The organism is Streptomyces sp. NPDC127100 (assembly GCF_042724095.1).
Classification (GTDB): Bacteria; Actinomycetota; Actinomycetes; order Streptomycetales; family Streptomycetaceae; genus Streptomyces.
Map to the genome: position 1 here is coordinate 271,028 of NZ_JBHXFL010000003.1, position 16,642 is coordinate 287,669.

Consider the following 16,642-nt stretch of genomic DNA (forward strand, 5'->3'; position numbering starts at 1 on the left):
CGTCCGCCGTACGTATGGTCTGTCGGGAGTTCGGCGCGCGTGGCGAGAGGCGGCTGGCACTGATGACTCACGGCATGCGGACGGACCCGCACATGTCCGGCCTCGACGGCGGCCGGGACTGGCGCGACGTCGCCGGCCGGTACGCCCTCCTGCCCCTGCGGATCTTCCTGGGCGTCACGTTCGTCTACGCGGGCCTGGACAAGCTCACCGACAGCGCGTTCCTGAAGGACTCGGGCGCCGGGTCCATCGGGGACATGATGCGCACCGTCCGCGACTCCTCGGCCGTCCCGGCCCTGGTCGACCTGGCCCTGAAGAACCCGGCCGGCTTCGGCTACGCCATCGCCCTGGGCGAGCTGGCCGTCGGCATCGGCACGCTGCTGGGGCTGCTGGGCCGCCTGGCGGCGCTCGGCGGCGCGCTGATCTCGCTGAGCCTGTGGCTGACCGTGAGCTGGGCCTCCGACCCGTACTACTACGGCAACGACCTCGCCTATCTGATGGCCTGGCTCCCCCTCGTCCTCGCTGGCACTCCGCTGCTGTCGCTGGACGCGGCACTGCGCACCCGTCGCCGCCGGCGGACCGGCGGGTACCGGTAGGCGCCGTCTGCCCGTCGGTCCGTCGCCGCGTCGGTCCGGCCGTCAGCCCGTCGGATCCGCCCGGGGACCGTCCGCGTCCGGGGCCGTGCGCAGTGCCCGCCGGCGCCGGCGCGCCTCCCGGGCCACCACCCCGACCGCGCCGGCCAGGCCGAGGCCGCCGGAGACGACGGGGACGATCACGAACCACGGCGTCTCCCACAGGCCCCCGGCGTCTCCGGCGTAGATCACGCCCGCCAGGGTCAGGAAGGCGCCGGCGACCAGCCGGCCGGGCTGGAAGTCATGACGCAGCACGGGACACCTCCGCCTGTCCGAGGCCGACCTCGAGGTCGAGGTCGAGCGTGCCGGCACCGTCGGCGCCCTCGGCGGGGGGCAGCGTGACCTCCTTGTGCTTGCCCGGCGCCACGTCCACGTCCTTCGAGTCGTCGCCGGGCAACTGGATGTCGCCCACGCCCACGTCGACGCTCAGCCGCACGGTCACGTCCCGCGGCACGATCACCCGGATGCGCCCCACTCCCACGTCGGCCCGGGTGGTCACCGTCTGCCCCTCCGCCAGGTCCAGGCGGGACAGGTCGAGGGTGCCGGTGCCGGTGCCCACGTCGTACTGTCCGCGGACGCCCGCGGCCGTCGTCGGCGTCCAGGTGCTCCGCGTCCACTCGGTGCCGGCGTCCTTCGGCAGGGCGGCCGACCCGGCGAGCAGGCCGGCCGTGACGATCGCCAGGAAGACCGAGCCGGCTCCCGTACGGCCCAGGAAGGCGCTGACCGCGATCCCCACCCCGAAGACCGCCAGCGCGCAGGCGAGCCCCGTCTGCAGACTGATGCCGAGCGGGCGTTCGTCCCAGGTCAGGCGGGTGCCGAGGAAGCCCGCCAGCAGGGCGAGCAGGAAGATCCAGCCGCCGATGCCGTGCGCGCCGCGCGGCTGCGGGCGCCGGGAGGACCGGTCGGCCGGGGCCTCCCGGTCGCGGGGGGCACCGCGCCCCGTGGAGACGGCCGCCGCGACGTCCCGGTCGCGGGAGTCCCGGGGGCCCCACAGGTAGCCCGTGCCGCCGACGTGGGTGCCGTCCTTGACGATGGGGTCGCGCCACCATGACGGGTAGCCGGCGGCGGCCGGCGGCGCCTTGGCCTCGGGCGGGGCGTCGGCGACGGCCTGGGCGGCGAGCGGGTCGGGGCCGGGAGTGCCGCGCTGCCGCGACCAGTAGCCCGCCCCCGCGAGGAGGAGGGAGAGGATCACGGCGAAGGTGAGCACCCCGCCGTTGTTCAGCATGGTCAGGAACACCCCGCAGCCGACCAGGGCGAACAGCACGGCCGCCAGGGCCTGGCCGTCCACCCGGCCGGTCAGCAGCTTGCGCACCTCGTTCTCGTCCTCGTCGTCGTACGGGACGAAAAGCCAGGCGAAGCCGTAGAAGATGAGGCCGATGCCCCCGGTCGCGGCCAGCACCACGAGCGTGATGCGGAAGATCACCGGGTCCATGTCGCACTGCCGCCCGAGCCCGGCGCACACCCCGGCGAGCGTCTTGTGCGGCCGGTCGCGCCGGAACCTGGGGACAGGCCCCGGACCGTCCGCACCACCGCCCGCGGACCCCAGGGCGTCCCCGGCATCCGCGGCGGGCGCGGCGTCCCGCGGGCCGGTGCCCCGCGGCGGGCGGGGTCCGGAGCCGGGTCCCGGGCCCGTCGCGGCGTGCTCGTGATCTGTCATGGGTCCATGGTGACGGGCGCGACGGCGTGCCGGCAGCCGGTACGACCCTGGTCGGACCCTGATATCGGCCCCCACCCGGCGCCCGGGAAGAGCTCGCGGGGGCCGCGCGCCGAAGATCAGGGGCGTCTGGGGGACCGACCCTGATGCTCCCCCTCGGCCGGCCGTGTGACCATCGTTGACATGCCGGACGCCGCAGCACCTCCCCTCCTCGACACGCGGCCGCCGCGCAAGCTCTACCGCAGCAGCGACGGACGCTGGCTCGGTGGTGTGGCGCGGGGGCTCGCCGGGCATCTCGGGCTGCCCGTCATCTGGGTCCGGCTCGTCTTCGTCGGCCTGTTCATGGCCGACGGCCTCGGTGCGCTGCTCTACGCGGCCTTCTGGTTCTTCGTCCCGCTGGGCGTCGGCGGCGTCGACGCCCAGCGGCCGCCGTCCCTGGTCACGGCCGAGACCTCGCCGGACGGCCGCCGCAGACTCGTCGCCCGCAAGCCGGACCGGGGGCAGATCGTCGCCCTGCTGCTCATGGTCGTCGTGGCCATGGTCTTCGTGGGCAACGTGAACCTCGGCAACGGCGCCAAGGCCTACCTGTGGCCGGTGGTGCTCGTCGGCGCGGGCGTCGCCCTCGTCTGGCGCCAGGCGGACAACGCCCGCAGGGCCCGCTGGGCCGAGGTCGGCCGGGACCGGCGCACCGTCACCCTGCTGCGCTCGGTCGCCGGTGTGCTGCTGGTGACGGCCGGTGTCTCCGGCATCTTCGTCCTCCAGGGGTCGGCCGCCCACCTGGGCTCCGTCCTCCAGGCCGCGCTCGCCGTCCTCGTCGGCATCACCCTCCTCGCCGGTCCCTACCTGGTGCGCATGACGCAGGACCTCTCCGAGGAGCGGCTGATGCGCATCCGCGCCCAGGAACGGGCGGAGGTCGCCGCCCACGTGCACGACTCCGTGCTGCACACCCTCACCCTGATCCAGCGCAACGCGGAGAACGCCGGCGAGGTGCGCCGCCTCGCCCGCGCCCAGGAACGCGACCTGCGCAACTGGCTCTACAAGCCCGAGGGCAACGGCAAGGACGAGGACGACGAGCCCACCACCCTCGCCGAGGCGGTCAAGCGCAACGCCGCCGAGGTCGAGGACAAGCACGGTGTGCCCATCGAGGTCGTGGTCGTCGGCGACTGCCCGCTCGACGAGAGGATCGGCGCACAGATGCAGGCGGCACGCGAAGCCATGGTGAACGCCGCCAAGTACGGTGGCGAGGGCGGCGCGGTTCAGGTCTACGCCGAGGTCGAGGGCAGGACGGTCTTCGTGTCCGTGCGGGACCGCGGCCCCGGCTTCGACCTCGACTCGATACCCGCCGACCGCATGGGCGTCAGGGAATCGATCATCGGCCGCATGGAGCGCAACGGCGGCACGGCGCGGCTGCGCGCGGTGCCGGACGGCGGCACGGAGGTCGAACTGGAGATGGAGAGGGCGGAGAAGACGTCATGAGCTACCCGACCGAGGGCAACGGAACGGCGGGACCGGCGGACGGCGGCGCGGGGGAGCGCCGGGTGCGCGTGGTCCTCGTCGACGACCACCGCATGTTCCGCACCGGCGTCCAGGCGGAGATCGGCCAGACCGCGCAGACCGGCGTCGAGGTCGTCGGGGAGGCCGCCGACGTGGACCAGGCCGTCACCGTCATCACCGCGACCCGGCCCGAGGTGGTCCTCCTCGACGTCCACCTCCCGGGCGGCGGCGGCGTCGAGGTGCTGCGCCGGTGCGCCCCGCTGATGGCCGACGCCGAGCGGCCCGTCCGCTTCCTGGCGCTGTCCGTCTCGGACGCGGCGGAGGACGTGATCGGCGTGATCCGCGGCGGTGCGCGCGGCTACGTCACCAAGACGATCACCGGCGCGGACCTGGTCGACTCGGTCTTCCGGGTCCAGGAGGGCGACGCGGTCTTCTCCCCGCGGCTGGCCGGCTTCGTGCTGGACGCCTTCGCCTCCACCGACGCCCCGCCGGTCGACGAGGACCTCGACCGCCTCACCCAGCGCGAGCGCGAGGTCCTGCGCCTGATCGCCCGCGGCTACGCGTACAAGGAGATCGCCAAGCAGCTGTACATCTCCGTCAAGACGGTCGAGTCCCACGTCTCCGCGGTGCTCCGCAAGCTCCAGCTCTCCAACCGCCACGAGCTGACCCGCTGGGCGACCGCCCGCCGGCTGGTGTGACGGCCGGCGGACGGTCGAGGGGGCGGTCCGGCTATCCGGCGTAGGTCTCGAACTCGGCGACCTTCGGGGTGCCCGACGCGCTGGTGATGCTGAAGGTGACCTTCTTCAGCGAGGTCGCCGGGAACCCGATGACCCCCGCGCCGCTGCCCGAGGCCAGGGTGGCGCCGGTGTCACCGTTGACGACCTTCCAGGAGCCGATGGTGCCCGAGCTGCCCGCCGCCTCCCGGATGTTGACCTTCGACACCGTGGTCGCGGCGCCCCACTTCACGGAGACGGAGCCCGTCGTGCCGGCCGGCGACCAGTAGGTGCCCAGGTCGCCGTCGCGCACGTTGCCGTAACTGGTGCCGCTCGCCTTGGAGGAGCCGTCTGCGCCGGCCCCGAGGCTGAGGTTGGTGCCGCTGGGCTGGCTCGGGCCGGGGGTGGGGTCGGTCGGGTCCGGTCCCGGGTCGGTGGGGCCCGGGGACTGGACGGAGCAGCTGCCGTCCGACACCGCGAGACCCTTGTTCGCGCCGGCCGTCCGGCTCACGATGCCGGGCACGCAGGACGCGTCGTCCAGGCTGTACGCGTACGGGATGGAGACGCTGGTGTTGGACTGCGGGTTCGGCCCCGCCGGGTTGTTGTCCCCGCCGGGCGAGGACCAGGTGACGTTGTCGAAGATGTTGCCGCTGACCTGCCAGTAGCCGGCCGCGTCGGTGTAGAAGGTGCCGAGGACGTCCTTGGAGTCCTCGAAGTAGTTGCTGTCGACCCTGGCCTTCGCCCCGGCCCGCGAGTTGATGCCGGACTCGTTGAGGTGCACGTAGTGGTTGTTGTAGATGTGGGCGATGCCGCCGCGCAGGAGGGGCGCGCGGGAGTCGAGGTTCTCGTACAGGTTGTGGTGGAACGTCACGTACCCGTTGGAACGGTCGCTCTCGCTGGAGCCGATGAGGCCGCCGCGGCCGGAGTTGCGCAGGACGCTGTAGGACAGGGTCACGTACTGGGTGTTGTCCTTCATGTCGAAGAGGCCGTCGAAGCCCTCCGACTCGCCGCCGGACGCCTCCAGGGTGGTGTGGTCGACCCACACGTTGCGGACGTCGCTCTCCATGCCGATCGCGTCACCGCCGTTGGAGGTGGGCGACCCGGACTTCTTGACGTTCCGGACGGTCACGTTCTGGATGACGATGTTGCTGGACTCCCGGATGTGGATGCCCAGCTGGTCGAAGACGGCACCGCTGCCGACCCCGACGATCGTGACGTTGCTGACCTGCTTGAGCTCGATCTTGTCGGCCGCGGTGTTGCAGCTGGTGCCCGACACCTTGGTGGTGTTGCCGTGGTTGATGGTGCCCTCGACCTGGATGACGATCGGGGTGCTGCTGGAGGCCCGGTTGCACAGGGCCGCGTGGATCGCGGTGCCCGTAGTGGCGCGGACGGTCTGCCCGCCCGCTCCGCCGGTGGTCCCGCCGTTCTGTGTCGCGTAGCCGGTGGCGCCGCCGGCCGCGGCTGACGCCTCGGGCGCCGCCAGGACCGCGCCGGTCGCGGCCGCCAGGGCCAGGGTGCCCACTGCGGCCGAGAGCCGTATGGCGACTGGTCGTCTCATTCTCGCCTCGCCTTTCGTCTTCGCACAGCGGCGGTCGCCGCTCGCTGTAGAGGTGGTCCGGCGGGCCCGGGAGGTTGCCGCCCGTGACGCATGAAGCGGTTTCTCCGGGATCCGGGTGCCGAGTTCCTTGGTGCGGTGACGTGCGGGGGTGCAGGTGCTCGTACGGGTTCTCAGCTCGGAAAAGGGCGCACGGAGGGTGTATGAGCTGAGCATGACAATCGAGAAAGCGCTTTCACCGGTCGTGAGAGTAGGCCTGGACCTGAGGGGTGGCAAGGGTCCGCGCACGCATCGGTTCGCGCCCGCCGGGTCTCACACCACCCGGGCGGCCCCCGCGAAGGGCATCGAGTCGACGGGGGCCAGGCGGACCGGCGCCGAGGGGTTCGGGGCGTGGATCATCCGCCCGTCGCCGACGTAGATGCCGACGTGACTGATGCCGGAGTAGAAGAAGACCAGGTCGCCCGGGAGGAGCGCCGAGCGCGGAACGCCGCGGCCCGCGCCGATCTGGGCGTAGGTGGTGCGGGGGAGGGAGACGCCCGCGGCGCGGTAGGCGGCCTGGGTGAGGCCCGAGCAGTCGAAGGCGTCCGGGCCGGTCGCGCCCCACACGTAGGGGCTGCCGAGCTTCTGGTAGGCGTACGCGACGGCCGCCGCGGCCCGGGGGCTGGGTGCCTCGGCGGAGGCCGACAGGCCCTCGCGGTCGCCCGGGGCGCGGGTGGCGCGGTCCTGGCCGGGGCCGAGGCGGGCGCGTTCCTCCGCCGTCAGCCGGGACAGCAGGCGGCGCGCCGCCTCCAGCTTGCCGGTGACGGTGGCCCGGTGCCGCTCCAGCTCCGCCCGCCGCGACGTCAGGGAGGCCAGCTCGACCCGGGCGGCCCCGCGCAGCCGCGCGACCTCCCGCAGTTCCGCGCGTGCCCGGCCGACGGCAGCCGTCTGCCGGCTGCCCGCCCGCTCGACGAACGCGGCGCCCTCCAGATACCGGTCGGGGTCGGCGGAGAGCACGAGCTGCAGGGCCGGATCGAGGCCGCCGCCGCGGTACTGCGCCGCCGCGACCGAGCCCAGCGTCTCCCGGGTCGCGTTCAGCCGGTCCTCCCTGCGGGCCATCTCGTCCCGCAGTTCCTCCAGGCGCCGCTCGGTCGCGCCGGCCTTCTCCTTCGCGCCGTTGTACTTCTCGGTGGCGACCTCCGCCTCCCGGTACAGCCGGTCGACCGTGGCCCCGACCTGCGCCGGCGTCGGCTCCGGAGCGGCGTTCCCGGTCCCGCCCAGCCCGGCCGCGGTGGCCGCCCCCGCGAGGGTGAGCGTGACGGCGGTGCGAGCGGTCGTCCCGCCGCTCCCGAGGCGCCGGAGCGGCCTGCGATGCGCTGCCACCTGGGATCCACGTCCTTTCCGTACCGGACGCCGTCCGCCGCTCGGACCGGTCGCCTGCGGGAGGACGCTAGGCCGGTCCGTAACGGGCCGGTGACGGGTTGCCCGGAACTGGCGGTACCGGACCGGCGGCGACCGCACGTGACCGGGAGGCGGGCAGGACGCCGCCGCCTTCACGCAGAGTGATGACCGAAAACCCGGATCGGGACCCACGGGGCCGGTGGGCTGCTATGGGGCGCATGTGCGCGCCGCTGCCCCCGCGGGCCGGACGGGCCGGTGTCGGAGCGTGTCCGGCCGCTGATTAGGCTCCGGACCCATGGACGTACTCATCCACCTCTTCGTCGGTCTGCACATCGTGGGCATCGCGGCCCTGCTCGGCGGCTTCCTGACCCAGATGAAGGCGATGGGCCGGGGCACCGCCCGCTTCACCCCGGCCATGCTGCACGGCGCGCTGACGATGCTGGTCACCGGAGCGGTCCTGGTCGGCCTCAACCAGGCCCAGGACTACTCCGTCGACAACGTCAAGATCGGCGTGAAGCTGGCCGTGCTGATCGTGATCCTCGGTCTCGTCTACGTGAAGCGCGACGACGAGAAGGTGGACAAGCCGCTGTTCGGCCTCGTCGGCCTGCTGACCCTGGTGAACATCTTCATCGCCGTGTTGTGGACCTGAGGTCCGCCGCCCCCGCGGCGGCGGACCTCAGCCCGGCTCGGGCAGCGGCGACCGCACCCGCGGCGACCGCCAGCCACGCGGCCACCGCGATCCACACCATGGCCCGCCCCGGCCCCTCCAGCCACGGAACGTCCAGGACGGCGGCGACGGACAGCGCGGCCGCCGCCGTCATGCCGAGGGGGAAGACCGTCGACCAGCGGCGCACGTCGTACCGGAGCCGCGGCCACACGATCTCGCAGACGAGCAGCACGACGTACCAGGCGAGGTCGAGCGCCAGCAGGGCGACGGTCGCGTCGTGGAGCACGGCGTCGTCGTCGCCGTTCCACAGGTACGGCCCGCTGTCGGCCGCGGCGAGCAGCTTGGCCCCGGCGAGCGCCGAGATGGCGAGCGCGCCGCCCGCGACCCAGTGGTCCCCGGCGCCGCGGGCCACCTGCCGCGGGTCGAAGCGGAACAGCGCGACGACGTAGAGCACGAGCCCCAGCCAGAACGGCACCAGTGCCAGGTGAGCGAGCCAGGCCGTCGAGGTGGCCTCGGCCAGCGAGGCGCCGAGCACCGCCAGGCCCTCCGTCGCCACGCATCCCAGGAAGACCGCCCCGGGCATCCGCCGCTCCCAGTGCTGCACGACCAGCAGCAGCAGCGCCGGCCACAGCAGCGCGGCCAGCGCCAGCAGCGCCGCCGCCGGCGTCGTCCAGCCGAGCAGCGTGAAACGGGTGCCGATCACGGTCGTCGCGGCGATCGCGGTGAGCGCGCCCGGCGTCGCCGCCCACCGCTCCCACTGCGCACGGTCGGACAGCAGCAGGTGGACGAAGCCCGCCGCGAGTGTCAGCCAGGCGGCACAGGCCAGGGCCAGCGCGACGCGGGACAGCAGCTCGTGGTGCGTCAGGTGCAGGGCGACCGACAGGATGCCGGTCGCCATCACCGCGGCCCCGGCCGCCGGCGGACGCCGCGCCCACCATGCGCGCAGGGGGTGACTGGTGCCGGATGACATGGACCGATGCTAGAGAGCCCGGCGCGTCAGGCCGGACGCACCACGCTGTGGATCGCCGACTCGCCGTCGTAGAAGACCGACTCCTCGCGGACGTACGCGCCCGGCTTCGGGGCGTGGATCATCATGCCGTTGCCGATGTAGAGGCCGACGTGGCTGATGTCGTCGTAGAAGAAGACCAGGTCACCGGGTTGCGCCTGGGAGACGGAGACCGTCGTGCCGGCCTCGACCTGGTCGTAGGTGGTGCGCGGCAGGGTCACGCCCGCCGCCTTCCAGGCGGCCTGGGTGAGCCCGGAGCAGTCGTAGGAGCCGGGGCCCGTGGCACCCCAGACGTACGGCTTTCCGATCTGGGCGCGGGCGAAGGCGAGCGCCTTCTCGGCCTTGGTGCCGTACGAGGGATCCGGCGCGGACGAGCCGGTGTCCGTGCCGCCGGTGTCCGCACCGGACGAACCGGTGGAACCCGAAGAGGTGCCGCTCTCCTGCTGGGCGGCCCGCTCCCGCTCCTGCGCCTGCTGCGCCTGCTGCCGGGCGAGCTCGGCGGCCTTGCGCGTGGCCTCCTCCTGCTTCTTCCTCTCGATCGCCGCGAGCCGGGCCTTCTCCTCGGCGGTCAGCGTCGACAGCAGCTCGCGCGCGTCGCTGAGCTTCCCCTGGACCGTGGCCTTGGCCTGCTTCAGGTCGTTCTGCGAGTCGGTGAGCGTCTCGAGGCTCTCGGTGGCCTCCCGGCGCTTCTTCATCGTGTCGGACTGCTGGGTGACGAAGTCGTCGACCGCGTCCTTCTGACGGCCGGTGAGCCGGGTCATCAGCTGGCTCCGGTCGACGTAGTCCTGCGGCGAGTCCGCGAGCAGGAAGGTCGCGGTCGACGGGAGCAGGCCGCCCGTGCGGTACTGCGCGGAGGCGTAGGAGCCCAGCTCCTCGCGGGCCTCGTTGAGCTTCTGGGTGCGCTTGGCCACGTCGTCGAGGAGGGTGTCGACGCGCTGCCGCTGCTTCGCGGTCCGCTCCTTCGCCGCGTTGTACTTCTCGGTCGCCGACCCGGCCTGGCGGTAGAGGTCGTCGACCTTCTTCTCGACCTCTTCGAGGGTGGGCCTGTCGTCCGACGGCGCGGCCTCGGCCGTCTGGGAGAGCAGGGCGACGGAGGTGAGGGCCGCCGTGGCGAGGGCGGGGGTCCGTATGCCTGCCATGCGCGTGCCGGTGGGGCGCGACTTGCGGTGGGACGCCAAGGGAGGCGACTCCTTCCGTGCTCCGCCTACCGGGTTGGCGGTGGGGGCACCTCCCAGGCCGTTCAGGCTCTGGGGGAGGGTTCGGGCGGTGTGGCTCGGAAGGTGTGCCCTACGGCACCGCCCGTCGTGGGCGGGTGACCGATTCACCCCAGGAATCCGGTGGGTCCCCGGCTCCGGGCGCCGTACGGCACGCCGGACTCGGCGGAGGCCGCACGTCCCGGCGACGTTCGCCGGAGGGGGCGTGCGACCTGCCCCGCACCGTAGCCAACTCGTGTGGCGCCTGGGAAGGTTGCCGGGTGATATGCCCGATACATTTTCGTGACCTTCGGCGTGGGCGTCACGGTGTGTGATAACCCCTGCCCCGAGAGTCCCCGGGTGTAAGAGGGCGGCCAATTTCCGGGGTGGCGGCCGGTTGTCGGTGGGGCGCCCTAGACTCGGAGAGCGATGAGCAGCCTCTTTGACGAAAGCTTCCTGGCGAGCCTCCAGACCCCGCGCGGTCACGAGGAGGAACCCCCGCCGCCGCCCGAGGACGAGCACGGGGCGGAGCCGGTTCCGCACGATCTGTTCGGCGGGAAGTTCGACGTGCCGCCGGACCGGGACCCGTACTACCGGGACGGCGCCCCGCGCCCGGTCCTGGACCCCGCCGCACTCCTGGACGGGCTGAACGACAACCAGCGCGCCGCCGTGGTGCACTCCGGCTCCCCGCTGCTCATCGTGGCCGGCGCCGGCTCCGGCAAGACCCGGGTGCTCACCCACCGCATCGCCCACCTGCTGGCCGAGCGGGGCGTCCACCCGGGCCAGATCCTCGCGATCACCTTCACCAACAAGGCCGCCGGCGAGATGAAGGAGCGCGTCGAGCACCTCGTCGGACCCCGGGCGAACGCCATGTGGGTCATGACGTTCCACAGCGCGTGCGTGCGCATCCTGCGCCGCGAGAGCAAGCGGCTGGGCTTCACGTCGTCGTTCTCGATCTACGACGCCGCCGACTCCAAGCGCCTGATGGCCCTGGTCTGCCGGGACCTCGACCTGGACCCCAAGCGCTTCCCGCCCAAGTCCTTCAGCGCCAAGATCAGCAACCTCAAGAACGAGCTGATCGACGAGGAGGACTTCGCCGCGCAGGCCGCCGACGGCTTCGAGAAGACCCTCGCCCAGGCCTACGCCCTCTACCAGTCGCGGCTGCGCGAGGCCAACGCCCTCGACTTCGACGACCTGATCATGACGACGGTCAACCTGCTCCGTGCCTTCCCGGACGTGGCCGAGCACTACCGCCGCCGCTTCCGGCACGTCCTGGTCGACGAGTACCAGGACACCAACCACGCCCAGTACGCCCTCGTCCGCGAGCTGGTCGGCACCTCGGAGCACCCCGTCGACGTGCCGCCCGAGACCGAGGTCCCGCCCGCCGAGCTGTGCGTCGTCGGCGACGCCGACCAGTCGATCTACGCCTTCCGCGGCGCCACCATCCGCAACATCCTCCAGTTCGAGGAGGACTACCCGGACGCGACGACGATCCTCCTGGAGCAGAACTACCGCTCCACCCAGACGATCCTCAGCGCCGCCAACGCGGTCATCGAGCGCAACGAGTCCCGCCGCCCCAAGAACCTGTGGACCAACCAGGGCGCGGGCTCGCAGATCACCGGGTACGTCGCCGACACCGAGCACGACGAGGCCCAGTTCGTCGCCGACGAGATAGACCGGCTCACGGACGCGGGCAGCGCCCGGGCCGGCGACGTCGCCGTCTTCTACCGCACCAACGCCCAGTCCCGTGTCTTCGAGGAAGTGTTCATCCGCGTCGGCCTGCCCTACAAGGTCGTCGGCGGTGTCCGCTTCTACGAGCGCAAGGAGGTCCGGGACGTCCTGGCCTACCTGCGCGTCCTGGCCAATCCCGAGGACTCGGTGCCGCTGCGCCGCATCCTCAACGTCCCCAAGCGGGGCATCGGCGACCGCGCCGAGGCGATGATCGACGCGCTCGCCCAGCGGGAGAAGATCAGCTTCCCGCAGGCCCTGCGCCGCGTGGACGAGGCGTACGGCATGGCCGCGCGCTCCGCGAACGCCGTCAAGCGGTTCAACGCGCTCATGGAGGACCTCCGCACGATCGTCGAGTCCGGCGCCGGACCGGCGACGGTGCTGGAGGCCATCCTCGAACGCACCGGCTACCTCGCCGAGTTGCAGTCGTCCACCGACCCGCAGGACGAGACCCGCATCGAGAACCTCCAGGAACTCGCCGCCGTCGCCCTGGAGTTCGAGCAGGAGCGGGCCGAGGCAGAGGGCGAGAGCACCGGGACCCTGGCCGACTTCCTGGAGCGGGTCGCACTGGTCGCCGACTCCGACCAGATCCCCACAGCGCCTGATGATGCTGCTGACGCAGCGGGGTCGGACGGCGACGGCGTCGTCACCCTGATGACCCTGCACACCGCCAAGGGCCTGGAGTTCCCGGTCGTCTTCCTCACCGGCATGGAGGACGGTGTCTTCCCGCACATGCGCGCCCTCGGCCAGGCCAAGGAGCTGGAGGAGGAGCGGCGTCTGGCCTATGTAGGCATCACGCGCGCGCGGGAGCGGCTGTACCTGACCCGGTCCACGCTGCGCAGCGCCTGGGGGCAGCCGTCGTACAACCCGCCCTCGCGCTTCCTCGAGGAGATCCCGGCGCCGCACCTGGAGTGGAAGCGCACCGGTGCGAACGGGCCCGCGCCCTCCGCGCCGGTCTCCGGTGTGGCGGCCTCGCTGTCGTCGTCCCGTTCCCGCTCCTCGGCGTCGGGCGCGTCCGGCTTCGCCACGCGCCGGACCGCCGCCGAGAAGCCGACGGTCTCGCTCGCGGTCGGCGACCGGGTGACGCACGACCAGTTCGGGCTCGGCACGGTGGTCGGGGTCAAGGGCACGGGGTCGAACGCGGAGGCGACGATCGACTTCGGCGAGCCCAAGCCCAAGCGGCTGCTGCTGCGGTACGCGCCGGTGGAGAAGCTCTGAGGGACGCGTTCCGGCCGGGTCGGCCCGGCCGGGCCCGTCCGGGGCCGCGTGGTCCGGCCCGGCTCGCCGGGAGGCTGTACGGGCGTCAGGTCGGGTCGATGCCGTGGCTGCGCAGCCACGGGAGCGGGTCGATCGCCCCTCCGCCGGCGGGCCGCACCTCGAAGTGCAGGTGCGGTCCGGTCGAGTTGCCCGTGTCGCCGGAGAGCGCGATCGCATCGCCGGCCTTGACCTGCGCACCGTAGGGAACCTGGTAACTGGAGAGGTGGCAGTACCACGTCTCCGTGCCGTCCTTCGCGGTCAGGATCAGCATGTTCCCGTAGGCGACGTTGAACTGCGTGCGCACCGTGCCGTCGGTCGCCGCCATCACCTTGGTGCCGTACGTCACGGGGAAGTCGATGCCGGTGTGGGCGGACATCCAGTTGATGCCGGCCTGGCCGTAGTAGGCGCTGAGCCCGTGCTCCTCGACCGGGAGCGCGAACTTGGGGCGCAGCCGCTCCTTGCGGGCCGCCTCCTGCGCCGCCCTCTTCTTCTCCGCCTCCTGCTGGGCCTCGAGGTCGATGCGCTCCTGCGTCCGGCTGGCCCGGTCGGCGAAGTCGTCGGCGCCGGCGGAGAGGCTCGCGAGCTGCGTGTCCAGCTTGTTGTTGGCGGCGGACGGCTTCACCGGGGCGGCGTCCGTGTCGGCCGCCGACGCCGTGGTCTCCTTGCCGTCCTCGCCGCCCAGACCGCCGACGGAGGCCGCGGCGATACCGGCGACGCTCATCACGCAGGCCGAGGGCACGGCGATGGTCAGCAGCGCCGAGCGCTTGGCCGGCTGGCGCCGACGGGAACGCGATCCGCTGCGGGACGCGGTGCGCGAGGCCGGGATCCGGGGGGCCGGGACGACCTCTTCCTGGTCCTCGAGCAGCGTTCCCAGGGCGGGCAGTTCACCGGTGGCGGTCGCCGGGTCGTCGTGCGGGGCGGGTGCCTCGACGGCGGCCGGAGCGGTGTCCGTCGCGGTGCCCGTCGTGGTGTCCGTCGCGGTGTCCTGCTCCGTGCCGTCCTGCGCCGCGCCGTCCGAGTTCCACTGCGTGGCGTCGTAGGCGCCCGTGTCGAAGGTGCCGGTGCCGAACGCCACCGCTTCGAAGGCGCCCGTCTCGAAGGCCCCTGTCCCGAACGTCCCCGTCTCGAAGGTCTGGGTGCCCCAGTCCCACTGCTGGGTCCGGTCCGCGGGGGTGCCGGACTGGTCGGGCTGGGCCCACGCGCCCGTGTCCCACTGGCCCGTCGACTCGACGCTCGTCGCCTGCTCCGGTACCGGGACGGCCTGCTGCCCCTCGGCCGTCCACGTGAGCGTGTCGTAGGCGCCGGTGTCGTAGGCGGCATGGTGCTGGGCCGCGTAGGCGTCGTGGTACGGCGTCTGGTGACTGCCGGTGGCCCACTGGGTGGTGTCGTACGTGCCGGTGGTGGCGTAGGCACCCGTGGTGTCGTACGAGCCGGTGGTGTCGTAGCCGCCCGTGTTCTGCTCGGGGAGGCTGCCGAAGAGCGGATCCGCGGCGAAGGTCGCCGTGGTGTGGGGGCCGGTGGCAAAACCGGTGGCGTCGTAGCCGCCGTACGTGGTGAGGTCGTCGTACCGGGCTTCCCCGGTGCCGTACGACGCGTAGTGCGCCGGGTCGGCGTCGGAAGCCGAGGCCGGGGTGGTCATGCCCCCCGACGGGTGACGGTCGTTCACCAACTTCTCTTTCGCCTCGACAACAGGGCTGCCAGAGCAGTGCGGCGACTGTACCCGGCGGTATGCGGGCGCGACAATCTTCTGCAGGTTTCGCCCACGCAGGAAACGGGCAATCGGCCGTGTTTTGGGGGACGACGGGCGCGAGTTTGGCTTTGTGTTCGACGTTTGTTCGACGCCGACCGGGGCATTGCGTGCCGATTGCGTCGCGGTGATCTCTCCGCGGCGACCTCGGTGCCGGCCGCCTGACGGGGTGTTTCGGGGGGCGTTCCGGCGGCCGATCGGGTGAGACTTCCGGTCTCAGGCGACGGTCAGTCCGCCGGATGCGCCGCCGGCCGCCGTGCCTGGTACGGGGCCGGGCGTGTCGAGCGCCTGCCGGATGCCGGTGGCCACGGCGGGGTGGACGGGCAGGGCCAGGTGGCCGATGCCGCTCACCCGGACGTTGCGCACGGTCAGGTCGGGGTGGTCGAGGCAGGCCGTCTCCAGCGGGTCCATCACCCGGTCCAGATCGCTCCAGAAACTGACGAACTGCGTGCGGCAGCCGGGCGCCGGCCGGGCCAGATCCTCGATCACCGCCGAACCGGGCCGCATCTGGCGGACGATCGGGTGGGCGTTCGCCAGCGGTATCACCCGGGTGCCCGCGTGGGGGGTGCCCAGGGTCACGAGCGTCCGGACACGGAGGTCGCCGCCGAGGCGCTGCACGTAGTACCGGGCGATCAGTCCGCCCAGGCTGTGCCCGACGACGTCGACGCGCTCACTGCCCGTGCGCTCGCAGATCTCCTCGATGTGCCTGCCGAGCAGCTCGGCCGCACAGCGTATGTCGCAGGTCAGCGGTGAGTAGTTCAGCGATTCGACCTGCCTGCCGTGCTGGGCCAGGCTGCGGCGCAGCAGGAGGAAGACCGAGCGGTTGTCGATGAAGCCGTGCAGCAGGACGACCGGGGGGCGGGGGTGGGCCGGCAGCTTCGCGGTGGGCGCGGAGGAGGCTTCGGGGTCCCGGGAGATCGCCCGGGACGGATCGGGGACGCAGCGGCGCTCCTGCACGATGCCGGAGGGGTAGAGGAGGACGTGCCCGGCGAGGATCGCGGCCTCCAGGGCCGTCGCCTTGAGAAGGGTCATGGAGAGCCCCGTCACCCTGCCGGGCAGGCCGGGGAGACCGGTGAGGGCCGATAAACCGGTCAGGGCCGACAGGCCCGGGAGCGCCGGGAGAGCAGGTAGGGCGGGCAGGAAACGCTGACACAGCGGGAGAAGGGGCAGTGCTGCCGTCGTGACCTTCATGGGCCGACCTCCTGTCGGCACGCGGAGGAACGCCTGTGTCTCCGAGTGCCCTCGTGGAGAGCCGTGACACCAGTGAAATGTGGTGTTTACGAGGGGCTATCCGATTCAGTGTGCCAGTGCGGGGGGCTCTGCGCCCTCCGGTGCCGTGGATACGGCGGCGTGGCCCGCGGCTGCCCTGCCCTGTCCTGCCCTCGCTGCGGCTCTCCGTGCGCGTGTTCACTCCGCGGTCCCTGCGACGGTGCGCGGCGAACATGTCCCACCGTGTGATTTCCCCCTCTGTCTCCACCGCGAAACTGCCGGTTGCGGGATGCTGGCGATAACGTTCGTTCACTTCCCCCGGACGGTGTCGTGCGCGGTGTCTGTACCGCGGGGCGTGCACTCGCGCACTCGGTGCGGAACGTGTGGCCCGTGTGCACCGTGCCCGTGTG

13 protein-coding genes are annotated in these 16,642 nt (G+C 72.6%); 5 read left to right on the top strand and 8 right to left on the bottom strand.

What is annotated here, in order from left to right; translation table 11 throughout:
* Positions 1-62 precede the first annotated feature (62 nt).
* A complete protein-coding gene (locus tag ACFWJB_RS06080; protein WP_385459102.1) occupies positions 63-593 on the top strand; it encodes a DoxX family membrane protein in 531 nt (176 codons plus the stop codon).
* A 42-nt stretch (positions 594-635) separates the two neighbouring features.
* Here the strand turns inward: ACFWJB_RS06080 and ACFWJB_RS06085 are convergent, their stop codons facing one another.
* Both ACFWJB_RS06085 and ACFWJB_RS06090 read right to left on the bottom strand, forming a co-directional pair.
* Entirely contained in the window at positions 636-884 is a 249-nt protein-coding gene (locus tag ACFWJB_RS06085; RefSeq protein ID WP_385459100.1) for a hypothetical protein, read from the bottom strand.
* Positions 871-2,286 carry a PspC domain-containing protein gene (locus ACFWJB_RS06090; protein WP_385459098.1) on the bottom strand — a complete coding sequence of 472 codons (1,416 nt, stop codon included), beginning with the start codon at positions 2,284-2,286 and terminating at the stop codon, positions 871-873. The genes ACFWJB_RS06085 and ACFWJB_RS06090 overlap by 14 nt, the downstream gene beginning before the upstream one ends.
* A 180-nt stretch (positions 2,287-2,466) precedes the next feature.
* On the opposite strand from ACFWJB_RS06090, the gene ACFWJB_RS06095 reads away from it, so the two are divergent.
* The gene (locus ACFWJB_RS06095) at positions 2,467-3,759 is read left to right on the top strand and encodes a PspC domain-containing protein (protein ID WP_386920500.1); all 1,293 of its coding nucleotides are present in this window, start codon (positions 2,467-2,469) and stop codon (positions 3,757-3,759) included.
* Positions 3,756-4,475 carry a LuxR C-terminal-related transcriptional regulator gene (locus ACFWJB_RS06100; protein ID WP_385459094.1) on the top strand — a complete coding sequence of 240 codons (720 nt, stop codon included), beginning with the start codon at positions 3,756-3,758 and terminating at the stop codon, positions 4,473-4,475. Before ACFWJB_RS06095 ends, ACFWJB_RS06100 begins: the two co-directional genes overlap by 4 nt.
* 31 nt (positions 4,476-4,506) lie before the next feature.
* Here ACFWJB_RS06100 and ACFWJB_RS06105 read toward each other — a convergent pair whose 3' ends face one another.
* Complete coding sequence (locus ACFWJB_RS06105) at positions 4,507-6,048, bottom strand: polysaccharide lyase family 1 protein (RefSeq protein WP_386920502.1); 1,542 nt, start codon at positions 6,046-6,048, stop codon at positions 4,507-4,509.
* Positions 6,049-6,357: 309 nt separating this feature from the next.
* Positions 6,358-7,407 carry an NlpC/P60 family protein gene (locus ACFWJB_RS06110; RefSeq protein ID WP_386920504.1) on the bottom strand — a complete coding sequence of 350 codons (1,050 nt, stop codon included), beginning with the start codon at positions 7,405-7,407 and terminating at the stop codon, positions 6,358-6,360.
* A 313-nt stretch (positions 7,408-7,720) separates the two neighbouring features.
* On the opposite strand from ACFWJB_RS06110, the gene ACFWJB_RS06115 reads away from it, so the two are divergent.
* On the top strand, positions 7,721-8,074 hold the full coding sequence (locus ACFWJB_RS06115) for a hypothetical protein (RefSeq protein ID WP_386920506.1): 354 nt from the start codon (positions 7,721-7,723) through the stop codon (positions 8,072-8,074).
* Here the strand turns inward: ACFWJB_RS06115 and ACFWJB_RS06120 are convergent.
* Together ACFWJB_RS06120 and ACFWJB_RS06125 are read right to left on the bottom strand one after the other, a co-directional pair.
* Entirely contained in the window at positions 8,052-9,062 is a 1,011-nt protein-coding gene (locus ACFWJB_RS06120; protein WP_386920508.1) for a tellurite resistance/C4-dicarboxylate transporter family protein, read from the bottom strand. The two genes, ACFWJB_RS06115 and ACFWJB_RS06120, sit on opposite strands and share 23 nt — an antisense overlap.
* A gap of 26 nt (positions 9,063-9,088) precedes the next feature.
* Positions 9,089-10,276, bottom strand: a complete 1,188-nt coding sequence (locus ACFWJB_RS06125) for an NlpC/P60 family protein (protein WP_386920510.1) — start codon at positions 10,274-10,276, stop codon at positions 9,089-9,091.
* Positions 10,277-10,720: 444 nt separating this feature from the next.
* Between ACFWJB_RS06125 and pcrA the strand changes: the two genes are divergently transcribed.
* Positions 10,721-13,237, top strand: coding sequence for a DNA helicase PcrA (pcrA, locus tag ACFWJB_RS06130; RefSeq protein ID WP_386920512.1), 2,517 nt, complete (start codon positions 10,721-10,723; stop codon positions 13,235-13,237).
* An 85-nt stretch (positions 13,238-13,322) separates the two neighbouring features.
* Here pcrA and ACFWJB_RS06135 read toward each other — a convergent pair whose 3' ends face one another.
* Entirely contained in the window at positions 13,323-14,942 is a 1,620-nt protein-coding gene (locus tag ACFWJB_RS06135) for a M23 family metallopeptidase (RefSeq protein ID WP_386920517.1), read from the bottom strand.
* Between the two features lie 297 nt (positions 14,943-15,239).
* Positions 15,240-16,214: an esterase/lipase family protein gene (locus ACFWJB_RS06140; protein ID WP_386920520.1), complete on the bottom strand. Its 975-nt coding sequence runs from the start codon at positions 16,212-16,214 to the stop codon at positions 15,240-15,242.
* Positions 16,215-16,642 lie beyond the last annotated feature (428 nt).

What these genes read in the sequence shown, in the direction of transcription:
- ACFWJB_RS06080 (WP_385459102.1), top strand. Translation starts at nt 63, where the DNA reads ATGACTCACGGCATGCGGACGGACCCGCACATGTCCGGCCTCGACGGC.
- ACFWJB_RS06090 (WP_385459098.1), bottom strand. Translation starts at nt 2,286, where the DNA reads ATGACAGATCACGAGCACGCCGCGACGGGCCCGGGACCCGGCTCCGGA.
- ACFWJB_RS06095 (WP_386920500.1), top strand. Translation starts at nt 2,467, where the DNA reads ATGCCGGACGCCGCAGCACCTCCCCTCCTCGACACGCGGCCGCCGCGC.
- ACFWJB_RS06100 (WP_385459094.1), top strand. Translation starts at nt 3,756, where the DNA reads ATGAGCTACCCGACCGAGGGCAACGGAACGGCGGGACCGGCGGACGGC.
- ACFWJB_RS06105 (WP_386920502.1), bottom strand. Translation starts at nt 6,048, where the DNA reads ATGAGACGACCAGTCGCCATACGGCTCTCGGCCGCAGTGGGCACCCTG.
- ACFWJB_RS06115 (WP_386920506.1), top strand. Translation starts at nt 7,721, where the DNA reads ATGGACGTACTCATCCACCTCTTCGTCGGTCTGCACATCGTGGGCATC.
- ACFWJB_RS06120 (WP_386920508.1), bottom strand. Translation starts at nt 9,062, where the DNA reads ATGTCATCCGGCACCAGTCACCCCCTGCGCGCATGGTGGGCGCGGCGT.
- pcrA (WP_386920512.1), top strand. Translation starts at nt 10,721, where the DNA reads ATGAGCAGCCTCTTTGACGAAAGCTTCCTGGCGAGCCTCCAGACCCCG.
- ACFWJB_RS06140 (WP_386920520.1), bottom strand. Translation starts at nt 16,214, where the DNA reads ATGAAGGTCACGACGGCAGCACTGCCCCTTCTCCCGCTGTGTCAGCGT.